Source organism: Mycobacteriales bacterium, assembly GCA_035995165.1.
Lineage (GTDB): Bacteria > Actinomycetota > Actinomycetes > Mycobacteriales > CADCTP01 > CADCTP01.
Map to the genome: position 1 here is coordinate 1 of DASYKU010000097.1, position 24,332 is coordinate 24,332.

A 24,332-nucleotide genomic window follows, 5' to 3' on the forward strand; every position below is an offset into this window, starting at 1 on the left:
GGACGGCGCCTGCGGGGACGGCATCTGCCGGCACCGGGCCTGCCGGCACCGGGCCTGCCGGCACCGCACCCACAGACACCGCACCCGGAGACACCGCACCCACCGGTGCGGCGCCCGGAGACACCGCACCCACCGGTGCGGCGCCCGGAGACACCGCACCCACCGGTGCGGCGCCCGGAGACACCGCACCCACAGACACCGCACCCACCGGTGCGGCGCCCGCAGGCGCGGCGCCGGGGAACACTATGAAGCCGCCGCCGCGGAGGAGCCGCCGGCGCCTGGTCCTCGCGATCATCGCCACCGCCGTGGTCGCGATCGTCGCCGCCGTGCTCATCCCGGTCCTGAACGGCCGCGACCCCGAACCGGCTCCGCAGGCCGCGCCGACCCCCGCCGCCACCGCCCGGCAGAACGACAGCACGCCGAGCCCCGACTCCCCGGCCCAGCCGCCAGCCGGCTATCAGCTCTACCGCGACCCGGCGGGCTGGTCGGTCGCCGTCCCGGTGGGCTGGACCGCGGCCCAGGACGGGACCACGGTCACGTTCACCGGCGGTGGCCGCGTCCTGCGCGTCACGATGCGCCCCGACCCGCCCCAGGACCCGTACGAGGCCCAGCTCGCGCTGCAGCCGGTGATCGAGGCCGGCACCCCGGGCTACGACTTCATCCGCATCGCGAGCGTCACGTACCGCGGGTGGGCGACCTCGGACTGGGAGTACCGGGCCGGGACGACGACGCGCACCCACAGCCTGATCCGCAGCACGGTGACCGGCCCCAGCACGGTCTTCGACATCACCTGGACCTGCCAGGACGCCCGCTGGGTGGCGGACAAGCGGTTCTTCGACACAGCGGTGCGCACGTTCGATCCCGGGGCATGAATCCCGCCCGGGACGGGTTGCCGCCTAGGTGAGCGACACTCTGCCCCTGGCCGTGCTGGACTTCGTCGGGATCGAGTACGGGGAGAGTGCGCACGACGCTCTGCAGGGCGCGATCCGCATCGCCCAGGCCGTCGAGCAGGCCGGGTACCGCCGCTACTGGGTCTCCGAGCACCACAACATGCGCAGCCTGGCCTGCAGCGCGCCGGAGATCCTCACCGCCGCGATCGCCGCCCGCACCGAGTCGATCCGCGTCGGTGCGGCCGGGATCATGCTGCCCAACCACTCCGCGTTCAAGGTCGCCGAGACCTTCCGGACGCTGATGGCGCTGCACCCGGACCGGATCGACCTCGGGCTCGGCCGCGCGCCCGGCACCGACCCGCTGACCGCGCACGTGCTGCGCCGCGGGATCGACGTCGACCCGGCCGCCGAGTTCCCGGAGCAGGTCGCGGAGCTGCTGGCGTTCCTGGGTGACGGGACCGAGTTCGCGGCCAACCACCCGTACCGGCGGCTGGTGGCGGCACCGGTGGTGACCGAGGTGCCACAGATGTTCGTGCTCGGCTCCAGCGGCTACGGCACCCAGTTCGCCGCGGTCAACGGGATGAGCGCGGTGTTCGCGCACCACATGAGCCCGGACCTGGCCGTGCCGGCGCTGCGGCAGTACCGGACGCAGTTCCAGCCGCGGGTCGAGGGCGCCACGCCGTACTCGGCCATGTCGGTGTTGTCCTTCGCCAGCGACGACCCGGAGGCGGTGGCCGAGTTCGAGGCCGGCTGGACGCTGACGATCGCCAACCTGCGCCGCAACATCCGCGAGCCGCTGCGTCCCGAGCAGGTCCAGGAGTACGCGCGGTCCGAGGCGTTCCGCGCCTCCCGCGAGCAGGGCGACGGCCGGATGGTCACCGGCGAGGCCAAGGCCGTGGTCGAGCGGCTGCTGGAGCTCAAGGACCAGGCCGAGGTGGACGAGATCGTCGTCGTCACGCCGAACCTGGACCGCGGCCGGCGCACCGACAGCTTCCGCGCGATCGCCGACGCCTGGCGCGCGGCCGCCTAGCTCGTGGAGGGCCGCGCCCGGACGTGCATCCGCTCGCCCTGGGCGCCGAAGAGGGCGAGGATCTCGGCCGGCCGGTCCGTCGCGTTGCCGAACCCGTGCGGCACCCGGGTGTCGAACTCGGCCACCTCCCCCGTGCTCAGCACCATGTCGTTCGAGCCGAGGACCAGCCGGACCTGACCGGACAGCACGTACAGCCAGTCGTATCCCTCGTGGGTGCGCTGCTCGTCGATCCGGTCCGGCCCCGGCGGCAGCACCAGCTTGTACGCCTGCAGCCCGCCCGGCTGCCGGCTCAGCGGGATCATCGTCCGCCCGTTGCGGATGAACGGCCGCGGGTGGATCCGCGGGTCGCCGGTCTGCGGCGCGCCGACCAGCTCGTCGAGCTGCACCCGGTACGCCCGGGCCAGCGGCAGCAGCAGCTCCAGCGTCGGCTTGCGCTGCCCGGACTCCAGCCGGGACAGCGTGCTCACCGAGATGCCGGTGGTCCGCGACAGCTCCGCCAGCGTGCCGCCGCGCTGGGTCCGCAGCGCCCGCAGCCGGGGGCCGACGGCCTCCAGGACGGGGCCGAGATCGGGGTCAGGGTCCGGCGGCACGGCTCACCATTCTGCCCGCGATCTCAGGTGAATGCGGGAAGGCGGTCGCGGACCTGCGCCATACGGTCGGCGCGACAACCTGCTCGGCTTCACCCGGACGCTGATCTCCGCGCCGCCGACCGCGCAGGGGCTGATGGACAACGCGCTGGCTGCGTCCAGTACGGCCGGTCGGCGGGCAGCTCGCGGCCGACTACCCGTTCGTGCTGCCGGACGCGGGCTGGATCACCGGCACCTACAGGGCCGCGGCCGGCGACCGGCGGAACTGGCTGCGCTCCCCCGGCATCGAGGCCACGCTCGGCGCGTACGGGCTGCGCCAGGCCTCCGGTCAGGCCGGTCCGCAGCTCACTCCGACCCGGGGCGTCCAGGCGGCGCTGATCCCGGCCCGCGCCTGACGGGGCGCCGCTGAGCAAGCGCGGGCGGCGGGGAGTCTGGGCGTGGGGGGCGGCGTCCGGTAGAACCGGGGCATGACCGAGGCGCTGCGGGAACGACTGGTCGGGCACCTGGTGTCCACCGGCCGGATCACCTCCGCCCCGCTGGCGGAGGCGTTCCGGATGGTGCCGCGGCACCTGTTCCTGCCCGGCACCGACCCGGCCGTCGTCTACCAGGACGAGGCGATCCCGACCCGCTGGTCGTCCGACGGCCGCCCGACCAGCTCGTCCTCGCAGCCGGCGATCGTGGCCGCGATGCTGGAGCAGCTCGGCCTCCGGCCCGGGCACCGGGTGCTGGAGATCGGCAGCGGCACCGGCTGGAACGCTGCGCTGCTGGCCTATCTCGTCGGCCCGGCCGGCGCGGTGTCCACTGTGGACATCGAGCCGGCGGTGGCCGGGCAGGCCGCCCGCAACCTGACGGCGGCCGGCGCGACCGGCGTCCGGGTCGTCGTCGGCGACGGGTCGGGCGGCGATCCGGAGACCGCGCCGTTCGACCGGATCGTGGTGACCGCCTCGGCCCGCGACCTCGCCCCGGCCTGGTCCGCCCAGCTCGCGGACGGCGGCCGGCTGGTGCTGCCACTCTCGCTGCGCGGGGCCCAGTCGTCGGTCGCGTTCGAGCCGGCCGGGGATCACCTGGAGAGCGTGTCGATCGTGCCGGCCGGCTTCATGCCGATGCAGGGCACGCTGGCCGGCCCGGACCCGCTGCGCCCGCTGGGCCGGCGCGACCTGATGCTGCACCTGGACGACCCGCGGCCGGTGGACACGGACGCACTGCTGGCCGCCCTGGACGCCGGCGGCGGCCCGATCACGCCGGTGCCGGTACGCCGCGCCGAGGTCCACACCGGGTTGCGGGTCTGGCTGGCGCTACGCGCCCCGGACGCCGGCGACCTGGTCACGCTCCAGGAACCGGCCACGTCGCCGACCCCGGTCCTGGTCGGCGACGGCGCGCTCGCCGCCCTCGTGCCGACCGGGTCCGGCACCGGCGTCCGCGGCTACGGGCCGGACGGCGACGCCCTCGCCGCCCGGCTGTTGACCGAGATCGAGGCCTGGATCGCGGCCGGCCGGCCCGGCACGACCGCGGTCCGGATCCGCGCCTACCCGGCCGGCACCGACCTGCCGCCGCCCACGATCGACACCCCGAACACCCGCTTCACCGTGGACTGGCCGGCCGGTCAGGCCGGGTCGTAGTCGAGGTTCGGCCGCAGCCAGCGCTCGACCTCCGCCCGCGGCAGCCCGCGCCGCTTGGCGTAGTCCTCGACCTGGTCGCGACCGAGCCGCCCGACGGTGAAGTAGCGCGACTTCTGGTGGGCGAAGATCAGCCCGCTCACCGCGGCCGCCGGCGTCATCGCGTACGACTCGGTGAGGGCGAGGCCCTGCTCGGCGGCGCCGAGCAGCGTGAACAGCTCGCCCTTGAGCGAGTGGTCGGGGCTGGCCGGGTAGCCGAGCGCCGGGCGGATCCCGCGGAACCGCTCGGCGTGCAGGTCCGCCAGCACCGACCGGGCGTCCGGCTCGAACCAGGCCCGCCGTGCCTGCAGGTGCGCCCACTCCGCGAACGCCTCGGCCAGCCGGTCGGCCAGCGCCTTCGCCATGATCGCGCGGTAGTCGTCGTACTCGGCCTCGAACGTGGCCGCGAGCGCGTCGGCGCCGTGGATCGCGACCGCGAACCCGCCGAGGTGGTCGCCGTCGGGGGCGACGTAGTCGGCCAGCGACCGGTTCGGCTCGTCGGCGTGCTTCGCGGTCTGCTGGCGCAGCATCGGGAACCGGACCCCGGACACGACGAGGTCCTCGCCCTCGGCCGCCGCGGGCCAGATCGCGTAGCTGCCGCGGGCCTGCAGCGACCCGTCGGCGATGATCTGGTCCAGCAGCTCCTGCCCGTCGTCGAACAGTTCCCGGGCGACCGGCTGCTCCAGGATCGCCGGGTACTTGCCCTTCAGCTCCCAGGCCAGGAAGAAGAACTGCCAGTCGATGAGCTCGCGCAGCGTGCTCAGCTCGGGCGCGACCGCCCGGACCCCGGTGAACGAGGGCGTCGGCAGGTCGTCGAACGAGACCTGCTCCCGGTTCGCCACCGCCTGCCCGTACGGCAGCAGCGGCCGGCGCTGCCGGGTCGCGTGCTGCTCACGCAGCCGCTGCTGCTCGGCCCGGTTGGCGATGTCCAGCGCCTCGGCCCGCTCCGGGTTGAGCAGGTCCGAGACCACGCCGACCACGCGGGAGGCGTCGAGCACGTGCACGGTCGTCCGCCCGTACGCCGGGGCGATCCGGACCGCGGTGTGCTGCCGGGACGTGGTCGCGCCGCCGATGAGCAGCGGCAGCTTCAGCCCGCGCCGCTCCAGCTCCGCCGCCACCGACACCATCTCGTCCAGCGACGGGGTGATCAGTCCGGACAGGCCGATGGCGTCGGCGTCCTCGGCCACGGCGGTGTCCACAATGGACGCTCCGGGCACCATCACGCCGAGGTCGACCACCTCGTAGTTGTTGCAGCCGAGCACGACGCCGACGATGTTCTTGCCGATGTCGTGCACGTCGCCCTTGACCGTGGCCAGCACGATGCGGCCCTGCCCGCGACGGTCGTCGGCGACCTCGCCGGCCAGCTCCGCGGCCGCCTTCTCCGCCTCCATGTACGGCTCCAGGTACGCGACCGACCGCTTCATCGCCCGCGCGCTCTTCACCACCTGGGGCAGGAACATCTTGCCCGCGCCGAACAGGTCGCCGACGATCTTCATCCCGTCCATCAGCGGGCCCTCGATGACGTCGAGCGGCCGGGGCAGCTGCTGCCGGGCCTCCTCGGTGTCCTCCTCGATGAAGTCGACCACCCCGTGCACCAGCGCGTACGACAGCCGCTCGGCCACCGGCGCCTCCCGCCAGGACAGGTCGATCGCACGCTGGGTGCCCTTGCCGCCGACGGTCGCGGCGAAGGAGACGAGGCGGTCGGTCGCGTCCGGGCGCCGGTCGAACAGCACGTCCTCGACCAGCTCCAGCAGCTCGGCCGGGATGTCCTGGTAGACCGCGAGCTGGCCGGCGTTGACGATGCCCATGTCCAGCCCGGCGGTCACGGCGTGGAACAGGAACGCCGAGTGCATGGCCTCGCGGACCACGTCGTTGCCGCGGAAGGAGAAGGACAGGTTGGAGATGCCGCCGCTGGTGTGCGCGCCGGGGCAGCGCTCCTTGATCCGCGGCAGCGCCTGCAGGAACGCCTTGGCGTAGCCGTTGTGCTCGGCGATTCCGGTCGCGACCGCCAGCACGTTCGGGTCGAAGACGATGTCGGCCGGGTCGAAGCCGATCCCGACGAGCAGGTCGTACGCGCGGCCGCAGATCGCGACCTTGCGGTCGGCCGTGTCGGCCTGGCCCTGCTCGTCGAAGGCCATCACCACGACGCCGGCGCCGTAGCGGCGGACGCGGCGGGCCTGGGCCAGGAACGGCTCCTCGCCCTCCTTGAGGCTGATGGAGTTGACGACTCCCTTGCCCTGCAGGCATTTCAGCCCGGCCTCGAGCACCGTCCACTTCGAACTGTCCACCATCACCGGGATCCGGGCCACCTCGGGCTCGGTCGCGATGAGGTCCAGGAACGTGGTCATCGCCCGCTCGCTGTCGAGCAGGTCGGCGTCCATGTTCACGTCGAGCAGGTTCGCGCCGCCGCGGACCTGCTCCAGCGCGACCGCGACCGCACCCTGGTGGTCGCCGGACTCGATCAGCCGCCGGAACCGGGCCGAGCCGGTGACGTTGGTGCGCTCGCCGATCATGACGAAGCCGGTGTCCGGGCCGATCGCGAACGGCTCCAGCCCGGAGAACCGCGTCCCGGCCGGCTCCCGCGGGATCACCCGGGGCGGCTTGCGCTTGACCGCCAGCGTGATCGCGGCGATGTGCTCGGGGGTCGTGCCGCAGCAGCCGCCGACGACGTTGACCAGCCCGGATCCGGCGAACTCGCCCAGCAGCTCGGCCGTCTCGGCCGGCGTCTGGTCGTACCCGCCGAACGCGTTGGGCAGGCCCGCGTTCGGGTGGCTGGCCACGTACGTCCCGGCCAGGCGGGACAGCTCGGCCACGTGCGGGCGCATCTCGGCGGCGCCGAGCGAGCAGTTCACGCCGACCACCAGCGGCTTCGCGTGCTCGACGGAGCGCCAGAACGCCTCGACCGTCTGTCCGGACAGGGTCCGTCCGGACAGGTCCACGATCGTCACCGACACCCACAGCGGCAGCTGCGGCGCGACCTCCTGGGCGGCGGCCAGCGCGGCCTTGGCGTTGAGCGTGTCGAAGACAGTCTCGATCAGCAGCAGGTCGACGCCGCCGTCGGCCAGTGCCTGGATCTGCTCCGCGTACGCATCCTTGACCTCGTCGAAGGTCACCGCCCGGTACGCCGGGTCCTCCACCTTCGGCGACAGCGACAGGGTCACGTTCAGCGGACCGACCGCGCCGGCGACGAACTTCCCGCCGGCCTCCTTCGCGGCCTGCCGGGCCAGCCGGGCCGAGGCCAGGTTCATCTCCCGGACCAGCGACTCCAGGCCGTAGTCGGCCTGGCCGATGCTGGTCGCGGTGAAGGTGTTCGTGGTGGTGATGTCCGCGCCCGCGTCCAGATACCGCCGGTGCACGTCCAGCACCAGGTCGGGGCGGGTGAGGCTGAGCAGGTCCGGGTCGCCGGCGACGTCCCGGTCGTGCTCGGCGAACCGCTCGCCGCGGTAGTCCTCGGGGCGCAGGCCCGCGTCCTGGAACATCGTGCCCCAGGCGCCGTCCAGCACCACGATCCGCTCGGCGAGCAGGGTCGTGAGCGCGTCTGTCCTGGTCAGTGCTGCCTCCGCAGGTTCCGGAGGCGCCCTTCGAACACACGCCGAGATCGAGCGTGGCGGGCTCCCACCCGTCGCAGCGCCTCTCGACCTCACCCCCAGCGTACCCGCCCCGGCACCACCATCGCCTCATCCACCGCGCCCGCCCTGCGGCTCGGGTTCCGGGCACCCACAGCGGTATGGATCGGGGTGCTGGTTAGGGTCCGGGGGTGGTCGCTGAGCCGGAGGACTTCTTCGATCTGCCGCCGGAGCGGGTCGCGGTCGTGCTGATCGACTTCCAGAACGACTTCTGCAGTCCGGAGCTCGCTGCGGCCGCCAACACGCACAACGCAGCCGCGGCCCGACGCGCCAACGAGATCGCGGCTGCGGCCGCCACCGTCGGAGCGCACGTCGTCTACACGCGCCAGGTCCTCGATCCCGACCGGCTCACCCCGCGACAACGACGGTGGGAGCGGCCCGGCGGGCTCTGCGCGGCCGGATCCTGGGGCGCCGAGCTCTTCCTCGACCCCGTACCCGGCAGCACCGTCGTCACCAAGCACCGCTTCGACTGCTGGCAGAGCCCTGAGTTCACCGGCTTCCTCGACGCCCACGACGTCGACGGCCTCGTGATCACCGGGGTCGAGCTCGTCTGCTGCGTCCTCTACGCCGTACTCGGCGCATCCGAACGCGGCTACCACTACATCGTCCCCGCCGACCTCGTCTCCGGTCAGGATCCCGGCGACGACACCGACAACCGGGCCGTCCGCGACTACCTCCGCTTCAACCGCCCGGGGCACCTGCTGCCCACCGCCGCGCCCATCCTCGAGACGTGGCAGGGACGTACATGACCGTGACCGTGGCGCCGGATCTCTTCGACCGGCAGGCGGCCGAGATCTATCCCGACGGCGAGGGGTGGATGGGCTCGCCCGCCTTCCTCGTCGTCGCCGACGACGTACCGGCGGCGGCTGCCGCGCTGTACGCCGCGGGTGAGCTGTTCATGCTGCTCGACGAGAAAGGCGAGGAACACGAGGAGTGGGAGCTCGTCGAGTACTGGGGGCCGAGCTACGTCTCGCCCGTGCAGCTGACCGCGGCCGGCCCGATGATGTGGACCGACACCAAGGGCGAGCTCAGCGCCGCGATGGGCGCCGGCATGATCCGCATCCTGGTCGCCGAGCTCACCGCCCGCGGGGTGACCGCGCACGTGACCGCTCCGTCGGAGGACGACCTGGGGGCTGACCTGCCGGAGTGGGAGCCGCCGCCGGTCCCGGAGCCGCCGCGCGGGCCGGTCGCCCCGCGGGTCTGGTTCATCGCGCGCAGCGTCCGCCTCACGACGACGACCGGCCGGCGCTACGGCGATTGGGAGTATCGGACCGCCGACGGCGCCTGGGTCGGCGAGCGCACCACCGCGGAACGCTTCGCCGAGGCGCCCGTAGACCTCGTCGTCACCCTGCGCACCGACCCCGTGCCGCCGGAGCGCGGCGAGGTCAACGGCATCCTCCTGCCGGACGACGACAGTCCCACCGGCCCTCTCCCGCCCGTGCACCTTCGCCGCCCCCGCTGATTCCGGTGAGGTGAGACGGGTACCGGGGTGGATCCTCCTCGCCGTCCAGGCCTGACCCGGACGGGTTCCGTCCGGGAAGGGGCTTACGCTGCGGCGCATGACGGAGGGGACCGTGAGCACGTACGCGATCAGAGCGCTGAGTACTGACACCTGGGACGCGTTCGCGCAGCTGGCCGAGAAGCACAACGGGGTATGGGGCGGCTGCTGGTGCACCTGGTTCCATCCGCGCCGCAAGACCCAGGACATCGAGATCGAGGCGGGACGGCCGTACAAGGAGTGGCTGGTCCAGCAGGGGCGGGCGCACGCGGCGCTGGTGTTCGACGGCGAGGCCGCGGTGGGCTGGTGCGAGTACGGCCCGCCGGAGGAGCTGCCGAACATCTACCACCGCAAGGAGTACGAGGCCGGCCTCGGCCAGGCGCCCGACTACCGCCTCACCTGCTTCTTCGTCGACCGGGACTACCGGCGCAAGGGCGTCGCCGCGGTGGCCCTGCAGGGGGCGCTGGACCTGATCGCGCAGGCGGGCGGCGGCGTGGTGGAGGCCTATCCGCAGGACACGCAGGGCAGGAAGACGTCCGCGTCCTTCCTCTACAACGGCACCCGCGCCATGTTCGAGAAGGCCGGCTTCACCTTCGAGCGCACCAAGGGCACCAAGAACTGCGTCATGCGCCGCACCGTCTGACGCGTGTCCGCGACGACGGGCGGGTGACGACGTACGCCCAGGGACTCGAACGCGACGGCGACGTCCGGCTGTCGATCGGCGAAGGCGAGTCCAGCCCCTGACCGTCAGTGGTGGGCGGCGTGGTGGGCGGCGAGCACGTCCAGGCCGAAGTCCGCGCCGGGATCGCGCCAGACCGAGTGGGCGTGGTTGGCGCCGCGCTGGGTGTTGTCCCACTCGGCCAGCAACCGCGGGCCCTGCAGCCGGTAGTAGTGCGGCGCGCCCGGCTCCGTGGGGCCGGCCCAGGCGAAGTGGACGGCGTCGAGCGTGGCCTCGTCGTCGTACCGGTCCAGCGGTGAGACGGGGACCCGGTCCAGGTAGGTACCGAGCAGCGCCCGCAGCAGCGCGCGCTGGGAGGAATCGAACTCGGCCGCCGACACCCCCTTCGGTACGGCGGTGTACTCGACCGCGGAGTGCTGCCGGTCCTCGTACCCGGCGGCGTCGTCGATCGCGTCGCTGAGCGCCTGCAGCTTGTCCTGCTCGACGGGGTCCGGGAATCGTTCGCGCCAGATCCCGGCCAGCGGGACCACCCGGTCGCCGGCCGCGATCCGGCTCCGGTTGGCCGTGACCAGGTCGGACGGGGCCTGCGGGAGCAGCACCGCCCGCTCGGCCAGCGAAGGCCGCAGCGAGCGGACCAGGTCCCGGGCCAGGTCCTCCACCGCGGCCAGCGGTCGCAGCGTCGCCCCGCCGAGCAGCGGGAAGACAGCCGGGTCCGCGCCCAGGAAGCACGGCGTGGTCGCCGCCACCTCCCCGTCCACCACCAGGTTGTTCAGCGAGACGTGGTGACCGCCGAACCGCCAGCCCCAGGGGCCGGAACCGCCGGGCTCGCCGAACACGCGCAGGTAGTACAGGCCCGGATCGCGTCCGCGCTCCCGATCGAAGCGGACCACGAACCCTTCGACCTGGTCCAGGACGTTCTCCAGGCCCATCACGGTGGCGACGGTCGCGTACGCCGCGTCCGACAGCCCGGTCGAGACCAGCCGCATCGCCGCCCGCTGCTGCGCCGGCCGCTGCTGGTGCATCGTGAGGCCGCCGTGGTCGGTGGGCGTGTAGAACCAGCGCCGCCGCTCCGCGTCGGACCCGTCGCGCGCCGGTACGGCTCCGGTCCCGACCCGGCGCTGCCCGTCCTCCAGCAGGTCCAGCCAGTTCCGGGCCGCCTCGGCCATCCGCTCGGCGACGGCACGGGCGGAGGAAGGGGGCGTGGTCACCCGCCGAGTATCCCGCCGAACCACCTCGGCAGCTGGTCGAGCAGGTCCTGCTGATCGTCACCGACCCAGGCGACGTGCCCGTCCGGCCGCAGCAGCACAGCCGGCACGTCCAGCTCCTCGCTCACGTCGACGACGTGGTCGACCCGGTCGGCCCAGCCCGCCACCGACAACCGCCCGGTCTGGTCGAGCAGCAGCCCGCGGCCGGCGTGCATCAGCCCGTAGAGATGGCCCCGCGTCAGCGCCACGTCCCGCAGCCGCCGGCCGAGCAGCTCGGGCCCCGCACCGAAGTCGTACCGGATCCCGATCCCGGTGATCCTCCCGACCAGCAACCGGCTCACCTCGTCGAAGTCCATCAGCTCCGACAGCAGCCGCCGTACGGCCCGGGGACCCGGCTCGGTGGACATCAGCTCGATCTGCGCACGGGTGTTGTCCAGCACGGTGGCGGCCACCGGGCGCCGCTCGGTCTCGTAGCTGTCCAGCAGGCCGTCCGGGGCCCAGCCGTCGATCTCGGCGGCCAGCTTCCAGCCGAGGTTGACCGCGTCCTGGACGCCGAGGTTGAGGCCCTGGCCGCCGGCCGGCGGGTGGGTGTGCGCCGCGTCGCCGGCCAGCAGCACCCGGCCGACGCGGTACCGCTCGGCCAGCCGGGTGGCGTCGCCGAAGCGGGACAGCCAGCGCGGTGAGTGCACGCCGAAGTCGGTGCCGGCGGTCGCCCGCAGCTGCCGCCGGAAGTCCTCCAGCGTCGGCGGGACCATCCGGTCCTCGGCCACCCCGTCGGCCGGGACGACGACGCGGAACAGCCCGTCCCCGAGGGGCCCGAGGCCGAAGCGCAGCTGGGTCTTGCGCACCTCGGCCGTCACGGCGGCCACCTCCTCCGGCGGCGTGGCGACCTCCATCTCGCCCAGCAGCGTCTCGACCCGGGACGGCTCGCCGGGGAAGCCCACCCCGAGCAGCCTCCGTACGGTGCTGCGACCGCCGTCGCAGCCGACGAGATACCGCGCGCGCAGCTGCGTCCCGTCGCTCAGCGAGGCGGTCACCCCGTCGTCGTCCTGGCTCAGCCCGACCAGCTCGCAGCCCCGCCGGAGCTCGGCGCCGAGCTCGGCGGCGTGCTCGGCCAGCAGCCGGTCGGTGACCGTCTGCCGGATGCCCAGCGTGTACGGATGCGCGGTGTCCAGCCGGTCCGGCCACTGCTTGACGATGCCGGCGAAGAAACCGCCCGTCGAGTGCTGGGTGCCGTGCGCGAGGAACCGGTCCAGCAGACCGCGCTGATCCATCAGCTCGGTGCTGCGGATGTGCAGGCCGAGCGCGCGGACCACCTTGGTGGGCTCCGCATCCTTCTCCAGCACGACCACCCGCACGCCGTGCAGCCGCAGCTCGGCGGCCAGCATCAAGCCGGTCGGCCCGGCCCCGGCGACGATCACGTCGATCATGAAACCCCCGTCTCGATCCCGGTTCGAGGCGCGAGTCTGCGGCACGAACCGGGGCTTGCCGCAAGGCCCCCGACCCGCTGTACGTGAGGAGTGGCAGGAAGTTCTCCACTGCCTTTTGTCTACTGTGGACGGACAGGTGCGCCGGCGGGCACCAGGTCGGCGACCCGCCGACTGCCGACCCGGACCTGCCGGGACCGCGCGGTGAACGGCGCCTCGACGTACCGGTAGAGCAGCATGGTCCCGGCGAACGAGAGCACGACCGCGAGAGTGGCGACCCCGAGACGTCCCGGCGCGGTCACCGTGAGCGCGCCCGCCAGCCCGAAGGTGGTGGCGAGGATCGGCCCGTGCGCGAGGTACAGCGAGTACGACCGCTCGCCGATCCAGGCCAGGCCGGCCGTCGCCATCCGGGTCCGGGACGAGCGGCGCTCGGCCGCGAGGCAGCAGACCAGCAGCGCCCCGAACGCGAGCCCGGCGATCGGGTCGAAGAACAGGTCCGTGACCGCGAACCGGTTGCCGGCGAGGCTGGTCCAGCCCGCCCGGTGCCGGAACAGCTCCATCATCAGGACGAGGCCGGCGATGGTGAGCACCGGTCCGGACAGCGCGCCGGTCAGCGCCCGCGGCAGCCGCTGCGTGCCGGCCCACCACTGGGCGATGAACGCGCCGGTGAACCACTCCGCCATCCGGGCCGGCGCCTGCTGGAAGGCCAGCTCCGCCATCCAGGACCAGCGGCCGGCCCCGGGCGGGAAGCTCTTCGGCACGCTCGGCAGCACCAGCTCCGCCGCCAGCCGGTACGCCAGGCAGGCCGCCAGCGCGATCAGCAGCCAGCGCCAGGCGGGGATCCGGCGCAGCCGGCCGACGACCGCGGCGTACACGAGGTAGATCTGTTCCTCGAGCGCGAGGCTCCAGCTGATCGACAGCCAGCTGGGCGGGATGAACGTCCCGGCGAGCAGGCTCAGGTGTGTGCCGAGCAGCACCCAGACGGAGATCGGCGCACCGTGCGGTCCCCACCGCGGCTGCGGCCACGGGTGCCCGGCCAGCACGCCGACCAGCAGCAACAGCAGCGCGAACGCGAGCGCGACGTAGTACGTCGGCTGCAGCCGGACGAACCGCCGGATCAGGAACGGCCGGGCCGCGAACGACCCGCCCGAGGCCACCCGCTGGTGGATCGAGAACCCGGACAGCACCAGGAACAGGCTGACGCCGAGAAACCCGGCCTCGTGCAGCTGCTTCACCGGCCAGAGCCAGCCGGACCCGCCGACCAGGACACCGATGTCGAGATGGTGCACCATCACCAGCAGGATGGCCACCGCCCGCAGGGCGTCCACCGCCACCGATCTCCGCACCGCGACACCCTACGCGCCACACCTGGCGCCCCGGCCCGGACGGCTCCGGGGGTGTACCTTCGCGCCGGTGACAGGGGATGACCGCGCCGTCGCGAAGCTCCAGGCGCTGGTGCGCATCCCGACCGTCAGCCACCGCGATCCCGCGCTCGTCGACTCGGAGGCGTTCGGCCGCCTGCTCGCCGAGCTCGAACGCCAGTTCCCGCTGCTGCACGCGCGCCTGGAACTGACCCGCATCCCCACTCACGCGCTGCTGTTCCGCTGGCCCGGCGCCAGCAGCGCGCGACCGGTCGTGCTGATGGCGCACCTCGACGTCGTCCCGGTCGAGGGCAGCTGGCAGCACCCGCCCTTCTCGGCGGTCATCGCCGAGGGAAGCATCTGGGGCCGCGGCACCCTCGACGACAAGGGCTGCGTCGTCGCCATCTGCGAGGCGGTCGAGACCCTCCTCGAAGCCGGTCACGTCCCGGCCCAGGACGTCTGGCTGTCGTTCGGCTGCGACGAGGAGGTGTCCGGCTCGGCCGCGACGCTCGCCGTCGACGAGCTCGAACGCCGCGGCGTCCGCCCGTGGTTCGTCCTGGACGAGGGCGGCGCGATCGCCGGCGGGGCGTTCCCCGGGGTGACCGCCCCGGTCGGCGTGATCGGCGTGACCGAGAAGGGCGTGACCTCGGTCGAGCTGCGGGTCGAGGGCCGGGGTGGTCATGCCTCGACACCGGCCCGGATGGGCCCGACCGCCCGGCTGGCCCGCGCGATCACCCGCATCGACCGGTCGCCGATGTCCGCGAGCGTCCCGGAACCGACCGTCGAGCTGCTGCGCCGGCTGGCACCGCACGCGCGGCGTCCGCTGCGCGCGGCGCTGACCAACGCCGGCCGCCTCGGCCCGGTCCTGGCCCGGGCGCTGATCGCCGCCGGCCCGGAGTCCGCGGCGATGACGCGGACGACGTTCGCCGTGACCACGCTGTCCGGCAGCCCGGCGCTCAACGTCGTCGCCGCGACCGCGAAGGCGGGCGTCAACATCCGGGTGATGGTCGGGGACACCGTCGCGGGCGCCCTCGACCACCTGCGCAGGACCATCGCCGACGACCAGGTGCACCTCGACGTCGTCGAGCGGAACGAACCGAGCCCGCTCTCTCCGCGCGACGACGCCTTCGAGCTGCTGGAGACCACGATCGGCGAGGTCTTCCCGGACGCCGTCCCGGCCCCGTACGTGATGATGGCCGCCACGGACTCGCGCTTCTTCACCCGGATCTGCGACCGGGTCTACCGCTTCGCGCCGTTCCGGATGACCAAGGCGCAACGGGCGTCGATCCACTCCTACGACGAGCACCTCGGCGTCGGCGCACTCGGCGACGGCGTCCGCTGGTACCGCCGGCTCATCGAGAGACTGCCCCGGTGAGCACGCGGGTGCGCGGCCTCGCCGCCGTCGTCGGCTTCCTCGTCTGCGTCGAGCTGGCCAGCGGCATCCTGCAGGGCTACTACACGCCGGTCTACAGCGACATCGCCGACCACCTCGGCATCGCCGACGCCGACGTCAACTGGTTCGAGGCCGCGCAGCTGATCGTCTCGGCGCTCGTCGTCCCGCCGCTGGCCCGCGTCGGTGACCTCGTCGGGCACAAGAAGGTGCTGCTGCTGTCGACCGCCGTGACCGCGGTCGGCTCGTGGACGCTCACGCTGGCGCCGAACTTCACGACGTTCCTGATCGGCTGGGCGCTGCAGGGCGCGTACGTCGTCTGGCTGCCGCTGGAGATCGCGATCATCTACCGGCGCACCGCCGGCACCGGCCGCCAGTCCCTGCTGACCCGGCGCGCCGCCGCCGTGCTCGTCGGCGCCCTCGAACTCGCCGTGATCATCGGCGCCCTCACCTCCGGCGCCCTCGTCGAGGCCACCTCGATGAACGTCCTGCTGGCGCTGCCCGCGATCGCCGTCACCCTCTGCCTGTTCGCGGTCTGGTTCGGGGTCGAGGACGTCCCGGGTGAGGGCACCGGCGGCTTCGACTGGACCGGGCTGGCGCTCGTCAGCGCGGCCCTCGGCCTGGTGATGGCCGGTCTGGTCGTGATCCGCCTCGACGGGCCCGGCAGCGCCCTCGCCTGGGTGCTGATCCTGGCCGGCGGCGCCACGTTCGTGCCGTTCGGCCGCCACGAATCCGGTCGCCGCGATCCGATCATCGACGTACGCCTGCTGCGCACGCCCGGCCAGTGGCCGGTGCAGCTCACCGCGTTCCTCTTCGGCATGTCCGTGCTCGGCGCGCAGATCCCGCTCTCGACGTTCGCGCGCACCGACCCCGCGGTCGCCGGCTACGGCCTCGGTGCGGACGCGAGCTTCGTCTCCACCCTCGTCGGTCTCTACGTCGTGTTCCTCGCGATCGGCGCCCTCACCCTGCCGCTGACCTCCCGCCTCCTCGGCCCGCGGCCCGCCCTGGTCGGGTCATGTCTGCTGATCGCGCTCGGGTACGCGCTCTGGTTGCCGTTCCACGACTCCACCGGCCAGGCCCTGCTCAACATGGCCGTCGCCGGGCTCGGCTCCGGCGCGCTGGTCGCCGCGCTGCCCGCCACCGCCGCGGTCGCCGCGCCACCATCCCGTACGGGCTTCGCCACCGGCATGACCAACGCGACCAAGACCGTCGGCGGCGCGATCGCCTCCTCGATCTTCGCGATCGCCCTGGCCTCCACGGGCTCGATCGACGACCCGCAGGAAGGCCATGCCCCGCTCTCCGGCTACCTCACCGTCTGGTCCCTCTGTGCCGTCGCCGCGCTCCTGGCCGCCGTGGCCCTGCTCAAGCTCCCCACCCACGCACCCGAACCCGCCGAGATCGGGTAGCCAATATTGGGCGGTGGACGTCCGCACCCGCCGGGGCGACAGTAAAGACACTGGGGAAGCGAGGGAATCGTGATGGACAGGACTCCAGACCCACTGAACCTCCGCGCCGAAGCGCTGTTCGCCTCGCCGCTCCAGGCGTCCGAACACCCGTCCACCGACCAGGTACGCCGCGCCGTCGCCAGCACCCTGCAGCGGCTGGGTACGGACGGCTGCGCCGCCTGCCTGGCCGCCGAGTTCGGCGACCACCCCGACCTGGCCGCGACCCGGATGACCTGGGCGCTCACCACGATCCACACCACCGACCCGCCCTCCGCCCGCGCGCTGGCCCTGGCCGGCTGAGAGCTGTCCGGTCAGGTTGGACACGACGGCAGTTCTCCCTGAACCACAGCGTTCCTGTCGACGAGAGCCGCGTCTCCCGATGGACCAACCAGCCACCCGGTGGTCAGGCCACCCCGCCCGGTTCTAGTCTGAGGATCTTCAGCGGGAACTGTGCCCTACTCGGCCGTACTTCGTCACGAGCGTCCCGCGTGGGGAAGGCGGCACGGGTGGCGCGACGAGTGGACGGCTCCGAACCGGATCGCGGCACGAGGCTGGGCGGACGGGAATCGGAGTGTGCCGTCCTCGACCGGATACTCGCCGCCGTACGGGTGGGTGAGAGCCGGGTGCTCGTGGTCCGCGGCGACGCCGGGGTCGGCAAGTCCGCGTTGTTGGACCACGTGACCAGCTCGGCGACCGGCCTGCGGGTGCTGCGGGCCGGCGGCGTGGAGTCGGAGATGGAGCTGGCCTTCGCCGCCCTGCACCAACTGTGCGCGCCGCTGCTGCCGGACGGTCTCGGGCGGCTGCCGGAACCGCAGCGCCAGGCGCTGGAGACGGTGTTCGGGATGCGCTCGGGCGCGCCACCGGATCGCTTCCTGATCGGGCTGGCCGTGCTCAGCCTCCTCTCGGACGCGTCGGAGCAACGCCCGCTGCTCTGCGTGGTCGACGACGCGCAGTGGCTGGACCGGGCCTCCGCGCAGGTGCTCGGCTTCGTCGGCCGCCGGCTGCTGGCGGAGTCGATCGCCGTCGTCTTCGGAGCCCGCCAGCCGGGGCCGGACCTGCTCGGGCTGCCGGAGCTGGAGGTTCCCGGGCTGCGCGACGCCGACGCCCGCGCCCTGCTGGACTCGGTGACCCCGGCGCGGCTGGACGCGAGCATCCGGGACCGGATCGTGGCCGAGACCCGGGGCAACCCGCTCGCCCTGATCGAGCTGCCGCGCGGGCTGACCGTGACGCAGATGGCGGGCGGGTTCGGCCTGCTGCGGGCCGACTCGGTGCCCGGCCGGGTCGAGCAGACCTTCCTGTCGCGGATCGAGGGGCTGCCGGCGGACTCCCGGCTGTTGCTGCTCGTCGCCGCGGCCGAGCCGGTCGGCGACGCGGACCTGATCTGGCGCGCGGCCGAGCGGCTCGGCGTCACGCCCGCGGCCGCCCTCGCCACCGGGACCGACGGGCTGCTGTCCGTCGACACCAGGGTGACGTTCCGGCACCCGCTCGTACGGTCGGCGGTCTACCGGGCCGCGGATCCGGAGGACCGGCGGGCGGTCCACTCCGCGCTGGCGGCCGTCACCGACGCCCGGGTCGATCCCGATCGCCGGGCCTGGCACCTGGCCGCGGCCGCCGTCGGACCGGACGAGGCCGTCGCCACCGAGCTGGAGCGCTCGGCCGGACGGGCGGAGGCCCGCGGCGGGCTCGCCGCCGCGGCCGCCTTCCTGCAGCGCTCGGTCGAGCTGACCCGGGATCCGGTCCGGCGGGCCGAACGGGCGCTGGCCGCCGCGCAGGCCGGGCTGCAAGCCGGCGCGTTCGGGGCCGCGCTGGGACTGCTGTCCACGGCCGAGGCCGGTCCCCTCGACGAGCTGGGACGGGCCCGCGTCGACCTGCTGCGGGCCGAGGCGGCGTTCGCGCGGCACCATGGCAGCGACCCACCGCCGCTGCTGCTGCGCGCCGCCCGCACCCTGGAGCCACTGGACGTCCGGCTGGCCCGCGACACCTACCTCGACGCCTGGAGCGCGGCGTTGTTCGCCGGGCAACTGGCCACCGCGGGAAACCTGGCGGAGGTCTCGGCGGCGGCCCGGGCCGCACCGCGGCCGGACGGCCCGCCGCGCGGGGCGGACCTGCTCCTCGACGGGTTCGCCGCGCTGTTCACCGACGGACGGAGCGCCGCGGTGCCGATCCTGGCCCGGGCGGCGACCGCGTTCGCGGGCGACGACGTCTCCACCGAGGAGATGCTGCGGTGGGGCTGGCTGGGCACGGCGGCGGCCGCCGTGGTCTGGGACTTCGAAGCCTGTCTGGCCACCGCGACCCACCAGGTCGAGGTGGCCCGGCAGGCCGGCGCGCTCGCGGTGCTCGCCGTCGGCGTGAACGTGCTCGCCCAGACGGCCGCGATGGCGGGGAACTTCGCCCAGGCGACCTCGCTGCTGGCCGAGGCCGAGGCGGTCCGGGAGGCGACCGGCACCCGCATCGCCGGGTACGGGGCGCTGGTGCTGGCCGCGCTGCAGGGGCGCCCGGCGGAGGCGTTCGCGCTCTTCGACGCCACCGTCACCAGCGCGACAGCCGACGGCCAGGGCACCGCGATCCAGTACGCGCAGTGGGCCCGCTCGGTCGTCCTGAACGCGACCGGCCGGTACGACGAGGCGTTCACACTCGCGCGTCTGGTCAGCGCCGAGACCCCGGAGCTGTTCGTGTCCGCGTGGGCGCTGAGCGAGCTGGTCGAGTCCGCGGTCCGGAGCAAGCACCCGCGCCAGGCGGCCGAGGCGCTCGACCAGCTCCGGGACCGGACTCGCGACACCGACCAGCTCTGGGGACTCGGCCTCGAGGCGCGCTCGCGGGCGGTGCTGGATGAGACCGAGGACGCGTTCGTGGAGGCGGTCGAGGCACTCGGCCGTACCCGCCTGCGGCCGGACCTCGCCCGCGCCCACCTGCTGTACGGCGAATGGTTGCGCCGGCAGGGCCGCCGGGTCGACGCCCGGATGCAGCTGCGCACCGCGTACGACCTGTTCGTCTCCATCGGCATGGAGGCGTTCGCCGAACGCTGCCGCCGTGAGCTGCAGGCGACCGGGGAGACGGTGCGCAGACGCACTGTCGCGCCCGCACCGAGCGCCGAGCTGACGTCGCAGGAACGGCAGATCGCGCTGCTCGTCCGGGACGGGCTGTCCAACCCCGAGATCGGCGCCCGGCTGTTCCTCAGCAGCCGCACCGTGGAGTGGCACCTCCGCAAGGTCTTCGACAAGCTGTCGATCAGCTCGCGGCGGCAGCTGCGCGACGTCTTCCCCCGCGCCGCCGGCGCCCCCGCCACCGACTAGCCGTTCGCTCCGGGGCGAGCCGGCAGAGGTCGGGAATGGCGCATGGTCACGGACATTCGGGCGCCGGCGCCGCGGGGTTCCTTCGGTACGGTGTGTTGCTTCCCACCCGCTTCCCACTGGTTGCCCACCCTTCGAGTTCATTGTCCCCGAGTGGCTCTCACGCCACGCCGGTTCCCACAGGGGAGCCGATCCACAGGACACCCTTGGGGGATCACATGAACCTTCACCTTCCCAGAGCGACGGTGGTGATCGGAGCGTTGCTCGCGGCCGCCGGCCTCGCGGTGCCGATGGCGACGCCGGCCGCTGCGGCCCCGCTGCTGCCGAACGCGCACTTCGTGCTGCCTAGCTTCGGGGTCAACGAAGGGTGGAACGTCCAACGGCATCTGCGGGTGCTCGCCGACGTCACCGGGGACGGGCGGGCGGACATCGTCGGGTTCGGCGAGTCCGGCGTCGACACCGCGGTCGCCAACGGCAGCGGTGCCTTCTTCTCCGAGCAGCCGGCCATCCAGAACGACTTCGCGTACAACCAGGGCTGGCGCAACGGCGGTCCGGACGGCCCGCGCACGCCGCGCTTCGTCACCGACATCACCGGCGACGGGCGGGCCGACATCGTCGGCATCGGCACCTCCGGGGTGCACACTGCGGTGGCCACCGGCAGCGGCGGCTTCGGTCCCGCGGCGTTCTGGCCGAACAGCTTCACGGCGTCCCAGTGCCGGAACGGGAACTACATGGCCGATCTCAACGCGGACCATCGCGACGACCTGATCTGCGGCCTCGCGAACGGCTCGTTCAACGTGGCGATCGCCCTCGGGAACGGAGGGTTCGGCCTGCCGAAGGGCCTCACCGGCGAGGTCTTCCCGCAGTCGTCATTCATGCACTTCACCGATGTCACCTCCGACGGCCGCGCGGATCTCGTGGCGGTTCCCTTCCCGGTCAACCCGCCGTACGTGCTCCGGTCCGCCAGCCCGCGCAGTGACGACTCGTATCCGGCGACGCGGAACGCCGGCGGGCAGCTGCCCGGAGGCAGCACCGCGCTGGGCTTCGACATCGCCGACGTCAACGGCGACGCCTGCGCGGACCTGATCGCCTTCGGCACGATGACCTACCGGGCCCTCGGCAACTGCAGCGGGCTCTTCCAGCCCTACCAGCCGGTCAGCACGGACTTCAACTACAACTGGGCCAGGGCCATGACCGTGGTCACCGATGTCACCGCCGATCGCCAGAGTGACATCGTCGGATTCGGGGAAGCCGGGGTCTTCACGGCGCGGGGTCAGAGCAACGGCTCCTTCACCGGTGCCCAGTTCGTCGTCTCGGACTTCGGATACAACCAGGGCTGGCGGCTGGGCACCCATCCCCGATACGTCGCCGACATCACCGGCGACGGGCGCGCGGACATCGTCGGCTTCGGCGACGCGGGCATCTACACCGCCGTCGGCCAGGGTGACGGCACCTTCGCCTAGCGGTCAGCACGTCCCAGGCGCCGGGAGCAGGCTCGTAGGATCCTGCTCCCGGCGCGGATCCCTGCCAGCGGCCGGGTGGGTCAGGTCGACCGACCGGCCCACCAGCCCTCGAGGGAGTGCCGGAGGGTGACGGACATCCGCGCGCCGGCGCCGCGGGGTTCCTTCGGGACGGTGTGTTGCCATTCGTGCTGGCAGGCGCCGCCCATGACGAGCAGGTCGCCGCCGCCGGGGCGGAAGAAGCGGGTCGGGGTGCCGGCCGTGCCGGGGCGCAGCAGGAACCGGCGGTGCTCACCGAGCGAGACCGTCACCACGAGCGGGTCGGTCAGGGTCTTGCGGTTGTTGTCGCCGTGCCAGGCGACGCCGTCGCGGCCGTCGCGGTAGAGGTTGACGTGGACCGAGTCGAACTCGACCCGGTAGCGCTCGGACACCGCCTGCCGCATCACCTCCAGCGACCCGGGCAGGCCCGCGGGCGTCGGCCAGCCGGCGACCATCCGCGGCTCGAGCACCGTCCGCTCGTACATCCGGCGCTCGCGCTGCGTCCAGGGCGCGTCGGCCAGCAGCTCGGCGAAGACCTCGGCGTGGTTCGGCGCCCAGCCCGGCACCTCGTCGATCCAGGACCGCTCGTCGAGGCGGTGCCGCCTCAGCCGCTCGAAGGACAGCGCGGGACCGTCCTCCGAGTCGAACAACGACCCCTGCCACGACAAAGACACCCCACCATGGTGCGCCTTTCGCGGCGCGCGGCTACCGCTCGCGGTTTGTCCAGTGCATGGCGGTTACTACTCGGTGGAGGTCGGTGAATTCGGCGCCGGGGAAGGCCTGGCTGTAGTGGCTGTAGAAGGACGGGCGGGTCAGCGGGACGTCGTTGACGGCGTGGTCGAGCCAGGCCGGGTGCAGGTGCAGCTCCAGGACCTTGGCCGCGATGCGGTAATCCCGGGAGCGCAGCCGGTACGACTCCTCGGCGTCGCGGAAGGCGTCCGCGACCTGGTAGTCCATCGTGCCCCAGCCGCCCGGGTCGGTGACGTCGATGACGACGGCCCGGCCGCCGGGGGCGACGAGTGAGCGCAGGTGTGGCAGGACGCGGTCGTGGTCGCGCAGGTGGTGCACGGTGTTGACGCTGAACACCAGGTCGAAGCGGCCGTCGGTCTCCGGCGTGAGGTCGAGCAGGTTGCGGACCCCGAACTCGGCCCGGGGGTGCGCCGCACGGGCCATGTCGATCTCGCGGTCGGCGATGTCGACGCCGAGGACCTGGTCGTACCGGTCCATGAGCAGGCCGGTCCAGCGGCCGGATCCGCAGCCGAGGTCGACCGCGCTGCCGCCGGCGGCGGGCAGCACGGCGTCGAGCCAGGGTCGGTAGATGACGTCGGTGTCGTCGGCGAAGACGGCGAACAGCTCGGCCAGCTCGTTGAAGTAGACGGTCTGCTCGGGATGGCCTGCACTGCTGTCGGCCGGAAGGGGGCGGGTGCTCGTCATCGGGTACCTCCTGGGGCGCAATCAGCGTCGACCGGGCCGCCCTCATCATGCGCTGTAGTCGCCCGATTTCATAGCGTCACTACGCTGGACGGCGCAGTCAGGCCGATCGCTCCTCGTAGGCGGGAGTACGCCAGCCGACGTACGGCGGGAGCTGCAGACGGGTCAGTTCGTCGGAAACGCGGGCCGAGCCGGTCTGCTCCGCCATCGCCGCCGCCTCGAAGGCCGCCTCCCGGGCCCGGTCGACCTCGTCACATCCCGCGTACGCCGAGGCGAGCCGGGCCAGGTGCACGCCCTGGTCCCGCCGGTAGTCCACCGGCCAGCCCGGCAGCGCCGCCTCCAGGATCGGCACCGCCCGCTGCGGCCGGCCCAGCAGCAGCCAGCAGTCCGCCGCCTCCATCTCGATGTACGCCGGCGTGCAGTAGCCGGCCAGCGACCGCACCTCGTCGTCACCCGGGTCCACGACCTCCGCCCGGGCCGCGTCGAGCGCTCGCTCGCACCCGGCCGCGTCGCCCTCCAGCGCGTGCGCCCGGGCGACCTGACGCAGGGCCAGCGCGCGCAGCAGCGGGTGCGGCGCCAACCGGAGCGCGGCGTCGGCGAGGGCCCGGGTGCGCACCACGTCGCCGACGCCGCCGGCCTGGTTGCTCTGCCGCATCAGCACGTACGACACGAGCAGCGGAGAGCCGGCCCCGTGGGCGAGCTCCAGCGCCTGCCGGTTCCAGTCCGTCGCGGAGCTCGGGTTGCCCGCGTCCTGATGGAGCCAACCGGCGAACTCCGCGTAGCGCGCGCCGACGGCGAGCAGGTCGTCCCGGACCTGGCCGCGGGCGACCATCCAGAGCCGCTCGATCAGCGCGAACTGCGAGGGCACCGCGGTCAGCAGCGAGCGCGGCCCGAGCAGGTTGTCGGTTCTCGCGTACTGCGTGAGCAGGTCTAGCAGGGTGGCCGGCAACTGCGGGTCGACGGCGGAGACGTGCGGCGGCAGCGGGGCCGCGAGCGCCGGGAGCTCGATCGTCGGCGGGGACGGCCCCGGCGCCAGCCCGAGCGCGAGGCGGGCCGAGCCGGACATGCCGAGCCCGGTCGCGATGCGCTCCCACCGGTCGAGCGTCTGCACCGGGCTGGTCGTCTTGCCGGACAGCCGCTTGCTGATCTCCCCCGGGTCGATGCCGGTCCAGTACGCCAGGCGCTCGTTGGTCACGCCGTGCCGCCGGGCCAGCCGGAGCAGAGCGTTGGCGTCGCGGGCACGGCAGGCGGCCAGCACATCGGCCCGCTCCCAGAGCTCGCCCGGCAGCTCGATGGAGCCCGGCGCCTGCTTGCCCACG

The 24,332-nt window shown here is 73.4% G+C and carries 20 protein-coding genes; 12 read left to right on the plus strand and 8 right to left on the minus strand.

Annotated features, from left to right (window positions below):
* Positions 1-245: 245 nt before the first annotated feature.
* Together VGP36_16830 and VGP36_16835 are read left to right on the plus strand one after the other, a co-directional pair.
* The gene (locus VGP36_16830) at positions 246-872 is read left to right on the plus strand and encodes a hypothetical protein (GenBank protein ID HEV7656380.1); all 627 of its coding nucleotides are present in this window, start codon (positions 246-248) and stop codon (positions 870-872) included.
* A 28-nt stretch (positions 873-900) separates the two neighbouring features.
* Positions 901-1,920 carry an LLM class flavin-dependent oxidoreductase gene (locus VGP36_16835; protein HEV7656381.1) on the plus strand — a complete coding sequence of 340 codons (1,020 nt, stop codon included), beginning with the start codon at positions 901-903 and terminating at the stop codon, positions 1,918-1,920.
* On the opposite strand, the gene VGP36_16840 is transcribed toward VGP36_16835, so the two are convergent.
* On the minus strand, positions 1,917-2,510 hold the full coding sequence (locus VGP36_16840; protein HEV7656382.1) for an XRE family transcriptional regulator: 594 nt from the start codon (positions 2,508-2,510) through the stop codon (positions 1,917-1,919). The genes VGP36_16835 and VGP36_16840 overlap by 4 nt on opposite strands.
* A gap of 200 nt (positions 2,511-2,710) precedes the next feature.
* On the opposite strand from VGP36_16840, the gene VGP36_16845 reads away from it, so the two are divergent.
* Positions 2,711-2,902, plus strand: coding sequence for a hypothetical protein (locus tag VGP36_16845; GenBank protein HEV7656383.1), 192 nt, complete (start codon positions 2,711-2,713; stop codon positions 2,900-2,902).
* 72 nt (positions 2,903-2,974) lie between these two features.
* Positions 2,975-4,126 (plus strand): methyltransferase, FxLD system, encoded by a 1,152-nt coding sequence (fxlM, locus tag VGP36_16850; GenBank protein HEV7656384.1) that lies wholly within the window; start codon positions 2,975-2,977, stop codon positions 4,124-4,126.
* On the opposite strand, the gene metH is transcribed toward fxlM, so the two are convergent.
* A complete protein-coding gene (gene metH / locus VGP36_16855; GenBank protein HEV7656385.1) occupies positions 4,111-7,668 on the minus strand; it encodes a methionine synthase in 3,558 nt (1,185 codons plus the stop codon). The genes fxlM and metH overlap by 16 nt on opposite strands.
* 251 nt (positions 7,669-7,919) lie before the next feature.
* On the opposite strand from metH, the gene VGP36_16860 reads away from it, so the two are divergent.
* From VGP36_16860 to VGP36_16870, 3 genes are all read left to right on the plus strand, one after another.
* A complete protein-coding gene (locus tag VGP36_16860; protein ID HEV7656386.1) occupies positions 7,920-8,537 on the plus strand; it encodes an isochorismatase family cysteine hydrolase in 618 nt (205 codons plus the stop codon).
* Entirely contained in the window at positions 8,519-9,250 is a 732-nt protein-coding gene (locus VGP36_16865; protein HEV7656387.1) for a hypothetical protein, read from the plus strand. Before VGP36_16860 ends, VGP36_16865 begins: the two co-directional genes overlap by 19 nt.
* Positions 9,251-9,347: 97 nt before the next feature.
* Complete coding sequence (locus VGP36_16870; GenBank protein ID HEV7656388.1) at positions 9,348-9,929, plus strand: GNAT family N-acetyltransferase; 582 nt, start codon at positions 9,348-9,350, stop codon at positions 9,927-9,929.
* Positions 9,930-10,033: 104 nt separating this feature from the next.
* On the opposite strand, the gene VGP36_16875 is transcribed toward VGP36_16870, so the two are convergent.
* The 3 genes from VGP36_16875 to VGP36_16885 form a co-directional block, all read right to left on the minus strand.
* The gene (locus VGP36_16875) at positions 10,034-11,173 is read right to left on the minus strand and encodes a DUF3500 domain-containing protein (GenBank protein HEV7656389.1); all 1,140 of its coding nucleotides are present in this window, start codon (positions 11,171-11,173) and stop codon (positions 10,034-10,036) included.
* On the minus strand, positions 11,170-12,600 hold the full coding sequence (gene rox / locus VGP36_16880) for a rifampin monooxygenase (protein HEV7656390.1): 1,431 nt from the start codon (positions 12,598-12,600) through the stop codon (positions 11,170-11,172). Before rox ends, VGP36_16875 begins: the two co-directional genes overlap by 4 nt.
* Before the next feature lie 119 nt (positions 12,601-12,719).
* Entirely contained in the window at positions 12,720-13,943 is a 1,224-nt protein-coding gene (locus VGP36_16885; protein ID HEV7656391.1) for an acyltransferase, read from the minus strand.
* Positions 13,944-14,010: 67 nt separating this feature from the next.
* Here VGP36_16885 and VGP36_16890 point away from each other — a divergent pair, with 67 nt between their 5' ends.
* The 5 genes from VGP36_16890 to VGP36_16910 all read left to right on the plus strand — a co-directional run bounded on the left by VGP36_16890 (position 14,011) and on the right by VGP36_16910 (position 21,546).
* Positions 14,011-15,333, plus strand: coding sequence for a M20/M25/M40 family metallo-hydrolase (locus tag VGP36_16890; GenBank protein ID HEV7656392.1), 1,323 nt, complete (start codon positions 14,011-14,013; stop codon positions 15,331-15,333).
* Positions 15,330-16,754, plus strand: a complete 1,425-nt coding sequence (locus VGP36_16895) for an MFS transporter (protein HEV7656393.1) — start codon at positions 15,330-15,332, stop codon at positions 16,752-16,754. The genes VGP36_16890 and VGP36_16895 overlap by 4 nt, the downstream gene beginning before the upstream one ends.
* Before the next feature lie 72 nt (positions 16,755-16,826).
* Positions 16,827-17,093, plus strand: a complete 267-nt coding sequence (locus VGP36_16900) for a hypothetical protein (GenBank protein ID HEV7656394.1) — start codon at positions 16,827-16,829, stop codon at positions 17,091-17,093.
* 218 nt (positions 17,094-17,311) lie between these two features.
* Positions 17,312-20,086, plus strand: a complete 2,775-nt coding sequence (locus tag VGP36_16905; GenBank protein HEV7656395.1) for an AAA family ATPase — start codon at positions 17,312-17,314, stop codon at positions 20,084-20,086.
* Between the two features lie 245 nt (positions 20,087-20,331).
* Complete coding sequence (locus tag VGP36_16910) at positions 20,332-21,546, plus strand: VCBS repeat-containing protein (GenBank protein HEV7656396.1); 1,215 nt, start codon at positions 20,332-20,334, stop codon at positions 21,544-21,546.
* Positions 21,547-21,626: 80 nt separating this feature from the next.
* Here the strand turns inward: VGP36_16910 and VGP36_16915 are convergent, their stop codons facing one another.
* The 3 genes from VGP36_16915 to VGP36_16925 form a co-directional block, all read right to left on the minus strand.
* A complete protein-coding gene (locus tag VGP36_16915; protein ID HEV7656397.1) occupies positions 21,627-22,256 on the minus strand; it encodes an alpha-ketoglutarate-dependent dioxygenase AlkB in 630 nt (209 codons plus the stop codon).
* Positions 22,257-22,287: 31 nt separating this feature from the next.
* Positions 22,288-23,016, minus strand: coding sequence for a class I SAM-dependent methyltransferase (locus VGP36_16920; protein ID HEV7656398.1), 729 nt, complete (start codon positions 23,014-23,016; stop codon positions 22,288-22,290).
* Between the two features lie 97 nt (positions 23,017-23,113).
* The gene (locus tag VGP36_16925; protein ID HEV7656399.1) at positions 23,114-24,331 is read right to left on the minus strand and encodes a hypothetical protein; all 1,218 of its coding nucleotides are present in this window, start codon (positions 24,329-24,331) and stop codon (positions 23,114-23,116) included.
* Between the last annotated feature and the right edge of the window lies 1 nt (position 24,332).

What these genes read in the sequence shown, in the direction of transcription:
- VGP36_16830 (HEV7656380.1), top strand. Translation starts at nt 246, where the DNA reads ATGAAGCCGCCGCCGCGGAGGAGCCGCCGGCGCCTGGTCCTCGCGATC.
- fxlM (HEV7656384.1), top strand. Translation starts at nt 2,975, where the DNA reads ATGACCGAGGCGCTGCGGGAACGACTGGTCGGGCACCTGGTGTCCACC.
- VGP36_16870 (HEV7656388.1), top strand. Translation starts at nt 9,348, where the DNA reads ATGACGGAGGGGACCGTGAGCACGTACGCGATCAGAGCGCTGAGTACT.
- rox (HEV7656390.1), bottom strand. Translation starts at nt 12,600, where the DNA reads ATGATCGACGTGATCGTCGCCGGGGCCGGGCCGACCGGCTTGATGCTG.
- VGP36_16900 (HEV7656394.1), top strand. Translation starts at nt 16,827, where the DNA reads ATGGACAGGACTCCAGACCCACTGAACCTCCGCGCCGAAGCGCTGTTC.
- VGP36_16920 (HEV7656398.1), bottom strand. Translation starts at nt 23,016, where the DNA reads ATGACGAGCACCCGCCCCCTTCCGGCCGACAGCAGTGCAGGCCATCCC.